Origin of the sequence: Melittangium boletus DSM 14713 (assembly GCF_002305855.1) — a bacterium.
Lineage (GTDB): Bacteria > Myxococcota > Myxococcia > Myxococcales > Myxococcaceae > Cystobacter > Cystobacter boletus.
In genome coordinates, this window is record NZ_CP022163.1 from 862,350 (window position 1) to 876,415 (window position 14,066).

Sequence of the window (14,066 nt, forward strand, 5' to 3'; positions counted from 1 at the left end):
GCGGGCGCGCGCTACTGGATGAGCTTGGAGACGTTCACTTCCTTCTCCACGATGCTGTGCGCCTTCACGTCCACGTCCACCAGGATCTCCTCCTTGAGCATCGGGCTCTGCAGCACCAGGTGGTGCGTGCCCTCCATCAGATCGAACAGCAGACCTGGCTGGTAGAGACCAAGCTTCTGACCATCCCGGAAGATCTCCACCCCCGACACGGTGCGCGGCAGCAGCTTGAGCCGGACCTGGCCCATCTTGAACTCCACGTCGGGCAGGGTCTTGTGCTCGTTGGGCTCGCCGAAGGGGACCTCGATCTCCTTGTGGATGCCCATCTGCTTGTTCTCCAGGATGAGCGTGTCCTGGAGGTGCGCGCCAGAGACGTTGTTCAGCGGCGTGCGGCCCAGGGCCGTGATGGGCGCGTCGCTGCGGCAGCGTGAGTTGTGCTTCACGGAGACTTCCACGGGCGTACTGGTCTTCAGGGAGATGAAGATGCCCTGCCCGTCCATGGCCGTGCTGCTGAGCATGTCCATCAACGGTTTGCGGAAGAGCACCCCTCCGGCCAGGAGGGCGACGATCATCACCAGCCCGAACACGGTGCCCAGCGGCAGGGAGCGGCGGCGCGGAGGCGCCGCGACCGGCAGCTTGATGCTCGGCGAGCTGTCCTCGTCCGGAGGCGGCGCCTTGGCCAGCGCGGAGGTGCGGCGGCGGATGGGCGGGGCCTCGGCCATCTCCGCGCGGCTGCTCGTGCGCCGGCGCACGCCGGAGTCCGACAGGGGCGGGGCCACCTGGGCCGCCATGCCGGTGCGCCGACGCACGGGCTCGGGCTCGGGCGGCGGCAACATGGTTCGCTCGGGATCCTCCTCCTCGTCCTCGACGGGCCGCGGACGCAGCGCCATGGCGGCGCGCGAGGGCCTGGGCGCCTCGTCCTGCGCGACCTCGCTCGGCCGGATGCCGGTGCGCCGGGGAACGGAGGAGGAGGAATCGGAACCCGGACGCCGCAGGGCTCCGGACTCGGGGGAGCCGCCCCGATTGACGTCCACGCGGCTGGGCTGACGGACCGGAGGCGCCGACGTCAGGGAGCGGCGCGGAGACTCCTGGCCCGTGCGGCGGCGGGGTGCCACTTCCGTGGACTGCGGCGCCTGCCACTCCTCTTCCTCGAGGTCCGTCATCGGAATCGTGCTCGATTCCGTGCGCTTGAGCGCCTGACGCACCACCGTGCGCCGGGGCGAGCTCTGCATCTCCCCGGGCGGAGCCTCCCAGGCCACGTCCTTGCCCGCGCTGGTGAGCGACGCGCGCGGCTCGTTTCGGGAGGCACCGCGCGCGGAGGGCCGCTCCTCCTCGGGCGAGAACTCCGGCACGGCGGGAGACGCCGTCACGGACTCCCCCTCGCTCCGAGGCTCGGGATTGCCGCTGCGCTTCTCCTCTTCCAGCCGGTCCGCGAACAGCGCCTCCATCAGCTCGGAGATCTGCACCGAGCCGGCCACCCAGCGCTGGCTGACGAGGAACTCCTCGAGCGAGGTCTGGAGCTGCCGCGCGTCCCGGTAGCGATCATCCGCCGCCTTGGCCAGCGCCCGCATCACCACCGAGTCCAGCTCCCGGGGCACATCCGCCACCTGAGAGGGCGGCGGGATGTTGCACTCGAGCGCCGCCTGGAGCGTGGCCAGCTCCATGTCGCGCTTGAGGGGGCGCTCGCTGGTGAGCATCTCGTAGAGCACCAGGCCGATGGCGAAGATGTCCGCGCGGTGGTCCAACGCCTTGCCCGCGGCCTGCTCCGGCGCCATGTAGGCGAACTTGCCCTTGATGGCGCCCGACTTCGTCATGGACGCCTGGTCCGCCGCCTTGGCGATGCCGAAGTCCACCAGCTTCACCGAGCCGTCGAAGCTGATGAGGATGTTCTGCGGCGAGATGTCGCGGTGCACCACCTTGAGGGGCCGGCCCGCGTCATCCGTGCGCGTGTGCGCGTAGTAGAGGCCCTCGCACGCCGCGGCCACGATGCGGATGGCCAGCGGCTGGGCGATCCACCCGCCCGCGTTGAAGGCCTTGCGCAGCACCCGTCCCAGGTCCTCGCCGTGGATGTACTCCATGGCGATGAAGTAGGTGCCATTGGCCTCGCCGAACTCGTACACCTGCGCGATGTTCGGGTGGTTGAACTTCGCGGCGATGAGCGCTTCGTTGCGGAACATCTCCACGAACTCGCGGTCCTCGGCGAGATGCGGGAGAATGCGCTTGACCACCACGTTCTTGGCGAAGCCCTCGATGCCCCGCTGGCGCGCGAGCCACACCTCGGCCATGCCACCCGTGGCAAGCTTCTTGATGAGCTGATATTTGCCGAAGATTTGTGGATTCATCCCGGGTAGCTCGCCGGGGGGAGCAAGCGCGAAGTGAAAGAGGTCAGGGCGTTACATCCTAGGCGACCCGCTGGGTCGAGGCAAAGACGACCGGCGCGAAAACGCATGCTCCCTCTCATGGCGGGCCTGTGGCTGGTCACCGCCACCGCCGCGTCCGCTCAATTGGAAGTGGGCGGGCGGCCGGACATCATCCGCGTGGACCCCCGGGAGGAGGCCTTCTCCCTCAGCTGGTCCGACACCGAGGAGCGCCTGCAAGGGACCCTGCGTCCGGCGCCCATCCGCAAGGGCCAACCCTTCCAGGTCAGCCTGGATGTGGGCAGCTTCGAGGGCGCGCCGTTCGAGGGACCCATCGTCCTCACGCTGCGGCCCGCGGGCGCCTCGCTTGGGCAGAGCGTCACCGTCAAGCCCCAGGGCCGCCACTGGGAGGCCACCTTCACCCCCGAGGAGGAAGGTCCGCATCTGCTCGACGTGAGCTTCCGGACCACCCGGAACAAGGCGCTCCATGGCGCCTTCGAGGTGGGGGCGTCCGTGCTGCCACGGCAGCTCGCCTGGGGGCTGCTCGCCGTGGGGACCCTGGCCCTGCTCGGCTACTCCGTGTTCAGCCTCTTGAGGGCTCCCCGTCCCGACCCCCAGGAGACACCGCCCCAGACGCCCGAGCCCACGCCTCCCTCCGCCGAGGTTCCGCCCGCGGCCCCGGAGAGCCCCGAGCCCGTGGCGCCGACGCCCCCCCCGGAGCCCGAGCCCCCGCGCGACCCGTAATTTCCGCCGCGACGCCCGTAATTTCGACAGGCGCGCCTCCCCGGTGACGGAGTCGGAGCCGGTCCCCTTGTGCTGAAAAGGGTCTTGCTCCGACGGCTTTCGGACGGAAAAGCCCTTTCTTTGTCGCCCCTCGGACGGTGGGTCCCAGTAGGCACTCCTGTTGCACGGAACGCCCCCCGGCGGAGGGTGGGGAGGCGTTCATGGGCAAGGGGTGGTGGGGAGCGATCGGGAGAGGGGGGCTTGTCGCCTCGGTCCTGCTCGGGAGCATGCCGGGATGGGCGGACGAGCTTCCGCCGGGCCTGGAGCCTCCCAAGACGCAGGCGCCCCAGGCCGAGAGAGGCCTGGAGCCTCCCCGGGCCGGGGGTCCCACGAAGGCGCCCCTGTCCGAAGGCGGCGAGGGTCTGCTCCAGGACAAGAAGAAGGGGTTTCAGGTGCGCCCCTTCGGCCGCGTCTACGCCCGCATGAGGGCGGATGAGCGCGAGGAGTTCGCGCGCTCCATCTCCATCCCCTCCGCGCGCGTGGGCCTCGCCGCGTCGCTGTCCCACGTGGACGCCGAGGTGACGGCGGACTTGTCCTCCAAGTCGATCCTCAAGGACGCCTTCCTGCGCGTCGCCACCGACTCGAAGCGGCTGCGGCTCTATGGCGGCCAGTTCAAGGCGCCCTTCCTCCAGCGCGAGCTGGAGTCGTCCTGGGCCCTGCCCGTGGTGAGGCGTGGCCTGCTGGCCGACTACCTGGAGGACACGCACCACCTGGGCGGCCGGCGCCTGGGGCTCATGGGCGAGGTGAACCTCAAGGAGGCGTGGAAGCTGCGCGTGTCGGGCGGCGTCTTCGAGGGCGCCAAGGACGAGAGCGGCACCCGCCTGAGCGAGGACGCGGCGCTCCGGGTGAGCGTGCGCCCCTTCAAGGGCCTCACGCTGGGCGCGAGCAGCTACCTCACCGAGGTCTTCGCGGGCACGCGCAACCACGCGCTGGCCGCGGACGCCTCGCTGCGGCTGGGAGGGCTGGAGCTGTCGGGCGAGCTCGTCAACGGACGCATCGCGCTCGGGCCCTTCCAGGGTGGGATGGGACTGGCCAGTTATGTCCTGCCCATCGGACTCGAGGGCTGGGCGTTGCAGCCGCTGGCGGGCGCCGAGCTCCTGCAGCTGACCGGCCCCCTGAAGGCCCGGGGCTATGCACTCGTGGGGGGCATCAACATCCTCTACTCACAGCACTTCAAGGCCCAGTTCCAGGCCGAGCACGCGCTGCGTCCCGGGGATGAGCTCGCGGGGCTCGAATACTCAATGCAGCTGGCCACCCGCTTCTAGCGGACACGGAAGGGCGACGCATGATCCAGTTCGCGGAAGGAGATGTCACCAAGCTGCGCCGGGAGTTCAAGCTGATCCTCGGACGGGATGCCGCGCTGGCCTTGTGCGCGAGGCTGTCCGGCTCGATCGACGCCGCGCCCCCCGCGCCCACGCGCATCACCTCGGTGTACTTCGACAAACCGGGCTATCCGCTCACCCTGCGCTCGCTGCGCACGCCCATGGACTGTCTCAAGGTCCGCACCAAGGAGTACGCGCCGGACCTGGGTGCCTCCGGCGTGGAGCGCGTGGTGCTGGAGGTCAAACGCGAGCGCCATGGCGTCACCCAGAAGCGCCGGGTATGGGTGCCACGCGCCGAGCTGGGCCGGGCACTGTGCGGCGGCGTGCGCTTGTTGCCGCTCATCGCCGGAGGCAGCTTGTCGCCCGTGTTGGCGGTGACCTATCAGCGGCACGTGTATCAGTGTGCCCAGTCGTGGCGGGTGACGGTGGACCGGGAGATCGGCTTCCACCGGGTGACGGCCGCCCTGGCGCTCGGCCAGAGGACGCTGAGCGCGGAGCGGCTGGGAGAACCCCTCGTGAGGGACGAGCGCGTGGTGGTGGAGGTGAAGCACCTGGGAGCGGAGCTGCCCGAGTGGCTCTCGGCGCTCAACCCGGGCCGCAAACCGGCGTACAGCAAGTTCGCCGAGGGCATGGCGAGGATTCACGAATTCGTCGCGGATCGCATCGCGGAGGGCTAGCAACCGTGTTCATCGACTTCGAAGGCATCGACGGCAGCGGCAAGACGACCTTGTCCAACCTCCTCGCGGCGCGGCTCTCCCGCCTGGGCTACAAGGTCGCGCACGCGCGCGAGGGAGGCGAGCTGCGCTCCCCCATCGCCCGGCGCATCCGCGAGCTCACCCGCGACTCCACCCTGCTGGAAATGGGCCCGCGCACCGAGTTCTTCCTCAACCTCGCGCGCGACGCGCAGCAGCTCGAGGAGGTCATCATCCCCTCGCTCGCGCGCGGCGAGGTGTGCATCAGCGATCGCTACCTCTACTCGCAACTGGCCCTCACGGGCGGCGGACGAGGGCTGTCCCCCGGTTCGCTCGCGGCGCCGTGTGAGCTGGCCTCGCAGGGCGTGTGGCCGGATCTGGTCATCCTGGTGGACGTGGAGCCGGAGCTGGCGCGGCTGCGCAAGCGCCTGGGCAAGAGCCAGAGCGGACGCGCCGCGGACTCCGACAGCCGCAAGGGGCTGGCCGGCGCGGGGCTGGCGGTGCGCATGCGCGAGTCCTTCCGGGAGATGGCCCGGAAGGATCCCTCGCGGTGGATCGTCATCGAGAACAACGACGTCCCCCTGCACGTGCTGGAGCAGCAGCTGGTGGACGCGGTGGTGACGAGGCTCCAGGGCCGCAAGAGCGCGCCCCCTCCCCCTCTCGCGCCACGGGCCGCCGCGCCCGTGCCGAGGACCCTGGACGAGGTGGAGGAGCACTTCCTGCGGGCCCTGGACGAGGTGGAGACGCGCGAGCCCCAGCTCGCGGTGTGGTTGCTCGGAGGGCTGCCCGGATTCGCCGCGCATCAGCGGCGGCTGTCCTCCGTGGAGCGCTTCCCGGGCCTCACGGTGCGCAGCCTCATCGGCCTGGAGGACGAGCCGGCCTGGGCCCTGCGGGAGCTGCTGGCGGAAGTGGTCCCCCGGGACGTGGCCGCGAGCCTGGGCGTCAGCCACGCCCCCCAGGCCATGGCCCTGCGCCGGCGCCTGTGCACCGAGGCCCCCGCGGAAGTGCTCTCGGGCCTCAAATTCAACGACTCGGCCGAGGCCTGGTCCCTGCGCGAGTGGGCCCTGCGCGAGGGGCACCTGTCGAACGTGCTGTGCGGACTGGCCGGGCTGGAGGACGACACCGCCTGGGGCCTGCGCGAGCTGGGCGTCAGCCGGGGCCTGTACGCGGATGTGGCGCGCGGCCTGGCCGGCCTGACCTCCGAGCGGGCGGACAGCCTGCGCCAGACACTGCTCGGGCATGCCCGGCTGGCGGTGCTGCGCAGCACCGATGGCCTCGATACACCCTTCGCGCGCCGGTTGCGCGGCGCGCTCGAGAACAAGGCCCGCAAGGTGGTGCTGCGCTCGCTCACCGGGCTCGACACGGCCGAGGCCTGGGCCCTGCGCGAGCGCGGCGCCCCCCTGACGAAGGAGGCCCTGGACTCGGTGGACGGCATGGACGACTCGCGCGCCTGGCGGTTGCGCGAGGCCTTCGTGCGGCGCTGGCCGTGCACGGTGGTGTCCTCGCTGCGAGGCCTGCCCCTCACGGAACGTGTGGAGACCCTCGTCCTTCATGCGCTGGAGCTGACAGGCAGCCGTCTGCCCGTGTTGCACAAGGCCTACGGGCTCGTCGCCACCGCTCACGCTGCTACACTGCCGCGTGAACGGCTGATGCCGAGGACGCAAGACGGCGACCCCGCTCAGCCCACGCTCTGAATACACGAGGTCGTCCACAATGGAGTCGTTCTTCACGGATGTCAGTCAGGACATGGCCTCCGGCGTCTCGCTTCGCGACGCCGGCATGATGGTGCCCCGCCTGGTGGCCGCGGTGCTGCTGGGCACGGTGCTGTCCCTGCGTCCGTGGAGGTTGCTCACGGGCCGCTCCCTGCCCAAGGTGGACATGGTGCAGGCGCAGATCCTGCTGTGCACGGCCTCGGCCGTGATCACCGCCGTCATCGGCAACAGCATGGCCAAGGCCTTTGGCCTCGTGGGCCTGGGCGGCTTCGTGCGCTTCCGCTCGGGACTCAAGGATCCGCGCGACGCCGCCATCCTGTTCCTGGTGATTGGCCTCGGCATGGCGTGCGGACACGGCAGCCTGGGCCTGGCGGCCGTGGGAACCGTCTTCGTCGGCTTGCTGCTGTGGGTGCTGGAGCTGTTCGAGAAGAAGGACAAGGACGCCTCGGCGGGCGAGCCCCGGCCGCGCATGCTCGTGTCCGCGCAGGCGGATGACCTGGTGGGCGCCGAGGAGTGGCTGAGGAAGGCGCTGGGCGAGCGCAACGTGATGGTGCGGGCGTGCGCCATGGATTTCGACGGGCGCCGGGTGGAACTGGAAGTGGAGGAGAAGGAGCCGGGGACGATCGCGGCGGCGTTGAGCCGGGCCTCGGGGGGTCCCGTACGGGGATTGCGGTGGATGGAGATGCCCGCCAAGAAATCGGGCAAGGAGGATCGCGGATGAAGCGCTGGAGCTGGACCGCGCTGGTGGCGGCGGGATGTCTGGTGGGATGCGGAATCGGCGGCGGTCTGCCTGGCGGGGACGTGCCCGCCATGACGAACCCGGATGGAACGGTGACCCTGCCGGACATTCCGGCGGGCACCGGCCAGGAGGGAGACCCCTCGACGCCGGAGACCTCCGCGAGTCTGTGGCCGCTCACCCGCGGCTCCACGTGGACGTACCGCATCACGGACCCCTTCAAGGGCGTCTTCGAGAAGCGCGTGGAAATCCTGGGCGAGGAGACCATCCCCGAGACGACCATGACGGGCATCGCGGTGCGCAGTGTCCAGCCCACCAAGGAGGAGATGTCCTGGCAGGTGGAGCGCAACGGCACGGTGCTCCGTCTGCGCGAGGAGGACCGCAAGCAGGGCAAGCTGGAGCAGGTGACGACCTGGAGCCCCGCCACCATCAAGTCGCTCTCCAAGGAGCAGCCCCAGGGGTGGAGCTACACGTCGGACATCCGCGAGCTGACGCGCACCCCCGCGGACAACTCCACGGAGGACAAGGACAAGAGCTACATCTGGAGCGTGACCGCGGTGAACCAGACCGTCACCACGCCCGCGGGCACCTTCACCAACGCCCTGCGCGTGGAGCGCAAGCGCGGAGACAAGAACAAGCCGGAGGATGATCGCGTCTACTGGCTGGTGCCCGGCATCGGCAAGGTGAAGGAAGACGGCGAGCGCCTGGAAGAGCTCGTCGCCTACGACGTGAAGAAGCCGTGAGGCGCCACGGACCGGAGGGCGCACCGCCCCCGGTCCGGTGTGTCCGGCGGAAGCGAATCCTCCGCTCCAACGGAGGAAAGAATTCCCTCACGAAACCGGGTCAATGGGAAAGCCCTGGAAACGAGCTCCGGAATTCCGCGTGAGCCCAGGAATGACTCACGGATTTTCGCCGGAAAAGTGAGGGGGCCATCTGTCAGCCCACATGCCTTTGGGTTCTAGAATCCGCTCTGGCAAAACTTTACCGCCGCGAAGCGAATCGGAGCGGCGGCGAGGTGCGAGCCCCCCGTCGTGCCACCAGAGAGAGAGCCCCCTACGTGAGAAGGCTGTTTACACATCTGTCGAGTCTGGCGTTGGTGCTGACCGGCACTGGCGCCACTGCCCGCTCCCTGCCGCACTATGAAGCGATCCAGGACGCCAAGCCCTCGTTCCGGGCGACCGCCGGCTTCGAGTCGGCCGTTGGCGCGAGCCCCCGCGTCGCCCATCGGGACGAGCGCCGGGGAACGCCCTCGTTCGTCTGGGTCAACAAGAGCGTGGACATGGCCCAGCGCGCCCAGTTCGCGCGCATGGCGCCCGAGCGGGCCGCGCTGGCCCAGCTCGAGGAGAACGCCGCGCTCTACGGCCTGAAGTCCTTCAAGGACACGGGCGCGAAGGTGGCGTCCGTCAGCCGCAACGCGCGGGGGGTGACGGTCGTCACGCTCGCGCAGGATGTCGACGGCGTCGAGGTCTTCCGCCAGTCGCTCAAGTTGCTGCTCAACGCGAACAACGAGCTGGTGGCCATCTCCGGCACGCTGTCCCCGCATGTGTCCTCGAGCACCTCCCGCGCGCGCACCCCCTTCCGGCTGGAGGCCTCCGAGGCCATCGCCCGGGCCTATCAGGACCTGACCGGCAACACCCTGGACGCGAGCCTGCTCGAGGCGCTGCGCCCCGAGTCCGGTGACGACGATCCCTACACGCACTACCGGCTGGCCTCCTACGCGCGGCCCCTCAGCGAGGCGCTGATCATCCCGGCACGTGCCCGGCGGGTGCTCTACCCGATGCCGGACGCGCTGGTGCCCGCCTACTACCTGGAGCTCAACACCGGGAGCGTGAGGCACACGGACTCGGACTACTACGCCTACGTGGTGTCGGCGCTGGACGGGCGGCTGCTCTCGCGCATCAACCTCACGGCGCACGCGGACTTCTCCTACCGCGTCTGGGCGGACACCACGCCGCCCTACACCCCCAAGGATGGACCCTCGGGCAACGGCGCCACGCCGCACCCCACGGGCACGCCGGGCACCTACCTCCCGCCCCCGTTCGAGGCCCAGTCCCTGATCACCCTGCAGAACGTGCCCTTCAGCCGCAATGATCCCTGGCTGCCGACTGGCGCCGTGGAGACCACGGGCAACAACGTGGATGCCTACGGGGACCTGACCGCGCCGGACGGCTACAACAACGGCGACCTGCGCCCCATGGTCACCGCGCCGGGCGTGTTCGACCGCACGTTCACGTTCGACGAGCAGCCCTACGCCAACGCGACGCAGGTCGCCGCGACCACCACGCAGCTGTTCTTCGTGAACAACTGGCTGCACGACTGGTTCTACGACTCGGGCTTCGACGAGGCCTCCGGCAACGCGCAGAGCACCAACTACGGCCGCGGCGGACGGGAGAAGGATCCCATCGCGGCGCAGGCGCAGGACTACAGCGGCCGCAACAACGCGAACATGAGCACGCCGGCGGACGGTGCGTCCCCGCGCATGCAGATGTACATCTTCGACAACAGGAACGCGCACGTCACGGCGCTCGGGCCGGACAGCGTCGCGGGTGAGTACAAGGCGGGCGTGGCGGGCAGCTTCGGCCCGTCGGTGTTCGACGTGACGGCCGAGGTGGTGCTCGCCAATGACGGCACGGCGCCGACCGCCGACGCCTGCACCCCGCTGACCAACGGCGCGGAGGTGAGCGGGAAGATCGCCTTCATCGATCGCGGCTCGTGTGACTTCACCGCCAAGGTGATGAACGCGCAGAACGCGGGCGCCGTCGGCGTCATCATCGCGGACAACGTGGACGGCCCCGTGGTGAACCTGGGCGGCGAGTCCACCACCGTCACCATCCCCACGCTGCGCATCACGCGGGCGAGCGGCAACAAGCTGCGGGCCACCATCCCCGGGCTCACCGCGCGGCTCCAGCGCCTGGCCGTCATCAACCTCGATGGCACGATCGACAACGCCATCGTGGCGCACGAGTGGGGCCACTACATCAGCAACCGGCTCGTGCAGAACTCCGCCGGCCTGGTCAACAACCAGGGCCGCTCCATGGGCGAGGGCTGGGGAGACTTCCACGCCCTGCTGATGATCGCGCGCGCGGAGGACATCAACGTCCCCTCCAACGCCAACTGGAACGGTGCCTACGGCGCGGCCGACTACGCCACGCGGGGCTCGTCCGAGGACAGCACCTTCTTCGGCATCCGCCGCGTCACCTACTCGGCGGACATGGCCAAGAACGCGCTCACCTTCCGGCACATCGTCAACGGCCAGCCCCTGCCCACCTCGGCGCCCATCTCCAACAGCGGCGGCGTCAACTCGGAGGTCCACAACTCGGGTGAGATCTGGGCCACCATGCTGTGGGAGTGCTACGTGTCGCTCTTGCGCGCGCACCCCTTCGCGGAGGCGCAGTCGCGCATGAAGAGCTACCTGGTCAACGGCTACAAGATGACGCCCGCCGCCCCCACCTTCCTGGAGGCGCGTGACGCGGTCATCGCGGCGGCCATGGCGAACGATCCGGCGGATGGAGACCGCTTCTGGCGCGCGTTCGCCCGGCGCGGCGCGGGCGTGGGCGCGGTGGCCCCGGACCGCTACTCCACCACCCACGAGGGCGTGGTCGAGAGCTTCACCGTGGGCGCGGACCTCGCCATCGTCTCCCTGTCCCTCTCGGATGACGTCGCCGCCACGTCCTGCGACCAGGACGGCGTCCTCGACAACGGCGAGACGGGCCGCCTGCGCATCGTCGTGCGCAACACCGGCTCGCAGCCGGCCACCCGGGCCACCGCCACCGTGCTCTCCAGCAGCAAGGGCGTGTCGGTGGGCCATGGCGGCGCGGTGACCTTCCCCACCATTCCCGTGGGCGGAACCGTCGAGGCGTACATCCCCGTGTCGCTCAATGGCGCCGCCACGGCCCAGCGGGTGGACATCCTCGTCGCCGCGCGGGACGAGCAGCAGGCCATTCCGGGAGACCGGACGCTCGGCTTGTCCGTGAGGGCCAACTACAATGAGTCGCCCCACTCCAGCGCCAAGGAAGGGGTGGACGCCCTCAACCTGCCGTGGACCGTGGAGCACGACGCGGCCCTGGCCGACTCGGACTTCGGCGTGGTGACGTTCAACGCCGATCTCAACCGGGCCTTCTTCGGGCCGAACGAGGGCGCGCCGAGCGACCTGCGCCTCATCACCCCCAACCTCCAGGTGGGCACCGGGCCGTTCACCCTCACGTTCCGTCAGGCGTATGACTTCGAGCAGGACACCTCGGTCACGCCGCCGGACTACTACGACGGCGCCGTCATCGAGCTGACCGAGGACAACGGCCAGACGTGGGTGGACATCGGCGGCCCGCTGTACAAGGGCGAGCTGTACAACGACCCGGTGGGCTACCCGACCAACAAGAACCCGCTCAAGGGCCGCCAGGCCATCGTGGGACAGACCACGGACTTCCCCGCCTTCATCACCTCCACGCTGGACCTGGGGACGACCTACGCGGGCAAGACGGTGCGCATCCGCTTCCGCATCGGCTCGGACAACGGCGCCGCGGCGACGGGCTGGTTGCTGGACGATCTCGAGTTCACCGGCATCACCAACACGCCCTTCACCATCCTCGCCGAGCAGCCCGCGGCGTGCGTGAGGAACCGGCCCCCGGTGGCGTCCGCTGGAGCGGACCAGACGGTGAACGAGCGCACGGCCGTGACGCTCACGGGCACGGCCTACGATCCGAACAACGATCCGCTCTCCTATAGCTGGACGCAGCTGTCCGGCCCGCCGGCGACGCTCTCGGGCACCGACACGCTCAAGGCCACCTTCACCGCTCCCGAGGTGACGCAGGACTCGGACCTGGTGTTCCACCTGGCCGTGTCCGATGGGACCGACACGACCACCAGCACCGTGACCGTGCACGTGCGCAACGTGAACCGGGCGCCCACCGCCAACGCGGGCCTGGATGGCACCGTGGATGAGCACGCCAGCTACACGCTGTCGGGCTCGGCGTCGGACGAGGACAACGACACCCTCACCTACCGCTGGTTCCAGACGGCGGGCACGCCCGTGGCCCTGTCCAACGCCAACACCCTGACCGCCTCGTTCGTCGCTCCGGAAATCACCCTGGACGAGACGCTCACCTTCACCCTGTGGGTGAGCGACGGCACGGCGAGCGTCGAGGACTCGGTGAACGTGACGGTGCGCAACGTCAACCGCGCGCCCGTGGTGAACGTGTCCAACAAGCGCGTCGAGCAAGACACCCAGGTGACGCTCTCCGCCCAGGCCTCGGACCCGGACGGGGACCCGCTCACCTACAACTGGACGCAGAAGTCCGGCCCGCCGGTGACCCTCACGGGAGCGAACACGCTCACGCCGTCCTTCACCGCGCCCAGCGTGACGGCCGACACCGAGCTCACCTTCGAGCTGACCGTCTCCGACGGCTCGGACACCAGCAAGGCCACCGCCATCGTGACGGTCGTCCAGGGCAACGTCCCCAACGATCCGCCCACCGCCAACGCGGGCCTGGACGGCACCGTGGAGGAGCGCGCCAGCTACACGCTGATGGGCTCGGCGAGCGACCTGGACGGTGACACCCTCACCTACCGGTGGTTCCAGACGGCGGGCACGCCCGTGGCCCTGTCCAACGCCAACACCCTGACCGCCTCGTTCATCGCGCCCGAGGTGGCGACCAGCGAGACGCTCACCTTCACCCTGTGGGTGAGCGACGGCAAGGCGAGCGCCGAGGACTCGGTGAACGTGACGGTGAACAACGTCAACCGCGCGCCCACGGTGCAGGTGTCCGACGTGATCGCGCAGGAGCGCACCACGGTCCAGCTGCACGCCATCGCCTCGGATCCGGACGGCGACGGGCTCACCTACAGCTGGACGCAGCTGTCCGGCCCGCCGGTGACCCTCACGGGCCAGGACACCGCTCGCCCCACGTTCGCGGCCGGGGACGTCAACGCCGACACGGACTTCACCTTCCAGGTGAGCGTGAGCGACGGCGCGGCCTCCGTGACGGGTGACGTGAAGGTGACCGTGCGCAACGAGAATCGCGCGCCCACGGCCGTCGCGGGTGACGCGGTGACGGTCGACTCCGGCGCGACGTTCCAGCTCAACGGCGGCGCCAGCTCGGATCCCGACGGTGACGCCCTGACCTACGCGTGGACGCAGGTGGGCGGTCCCTGGGCGACGATCCAGGGGGCGACCACCGCCACCCCGAGCATCACCGCTCCAGCGCTGGAGACGGACACCGAGCTGCGCTTCAGCCTCGTCGTGAATGACGGCGTGGTGTCGAGCCAGCCCTCCATCGTCTCCGTCACCGTGAAGGGCGCCCCGAAGGACGGCGGCGGCAACGGTGATGGCAACGGCGGTGGTGATGACGATGACAACGGTGGCGGCTGCTCGGCCACCGGCGCGGGCATGCCGGTGAGCATGCTCGGTCTGGGCCTGCTCGGCCTGCTGCGCCGCCGTCGGATGAACTGACGCGCGCCTCCCCTCCCCCGCC

The 14,066-nt window shown here is 69.9% G+C and carries 8 protein-coding genes; 7 read left to right on the top strand and 1 reads right to left on the bottom strand.

Translation table 11 applies throughout. The features are described 5' to 3' along the window. Positions 1 to 11 precede the first annotated feature (11 nt). On the bottom strand, positions 12 to 2,339 hold the full coding sequence (locus MEBOL_RS03590) for a serine/threonine protein kinase (protein WP_095976086.1): 2,328 nt from the start codon (positions 2,337 to 2,339) through the stop codon (positions 12 to 14). A gap of 105 nt (positions 2,340 to 2,444) precedes the next feature. On the opposite strand from MEBOL_RS03590, the gene MEBOL_RS03595 reads away from it, so the two are divergent. From MEBOL_RS03595 to MEBOL_RS03625, 7 genes are all read left to right on the top strand, one after another. Next, positions 2,445 to 3,098 carry a hypothetical protein gene (locus tag MEBOL_RS03595; RefSeq protein ID WP_095976087.1) on the top strand — a complete coding sequence of 218 codons (654 nt, stop codon included), beginning with the start codon at positions 2,445 to 2,447 and terminating at the stop codon, positions 3,096 to 3,098. A 200-nt stretch (positions 3,099 to 3,298) separates the two neighbouring features. Further along, the gene (locus tag MEBOL_RS03600; protein WP_095976088.1) at positions 3,299 to 4,402 is read left to right on the top strand and encodes a porin family protein; all 1,104 of its coding nucleotides are present in this window, start codon (positions 3,299 to 3,301) and stop codon (positions 4,400 to 4,402) included. A gap of 20 nt (positions 4,403 to 4,422) precedes the next feature. Then, a complete protein-coding gene (locus tag MEBOL_RS03605; RefSeq protein WP_095976089.1) occupies positions 4,423 to 5,136 on the top strand; it encodes a VTC domain-containing protein in 714 nt (237 codons plus the stop codon). Positions 5,137 to 5,141: 5 nt separating this feature from the next. Beyond that, on the top strand, positions 5,142 to 6,845 hold the full coding sequence (gene tmk, locus MEBOL_RS03610) for a dTMP kinase (protein ID WP_095976090.1): 1,704 nt from the start codon (positions 5,142 to 5,144) through the stop codon (positions 6,843 to 6,845). A gap of 19 nt (positions 6,846 to 6,864) precedes the next feature. Then, complete coding sequence (locus tag MEBOL_RS03615; RefSeq protein ID WP_095976091.1) at positions 6,865 to 7,584, top strand: DUF4956 domain-containing protein; 720 nt, start codon at positions 6,865 to 6,867, stop codon at positions 7,582 to 7,584. Then, positions 7,581 to 8,342: a hypothetical protein gene (locus MEBOL_RS03620; RefSeq protein WP_095976092.1), complete on the top strand. Its 762-nt coding sequence runs from the start codon at positions 7,581 to 7,583 to the stop codon at positions 8,340 to 8,342. Before MEBOL_RS03615 ends, MEBOL_RS03620 begins: the two co-directional genes overlap by 4 nt. Before the next feature lie 314 nt (positions 8,343 to 8,656). Next, the gene (locus tag MEBOL_RS03625) at positions 8,657 to 14,044 is read left to right on the top strand and encodes a myxosortase-dependent M36 family metallopeptidase (RefSeq protein ID WP_095976093.1); all 5,388 of its coding nucleotides are present in this window, start codon (positions 8,657 to 8,659) and stop codon (positions 14,042 to 14,044) included. Positions 14,045 to 14,066 lie beyond the last annotated feature (22 nt).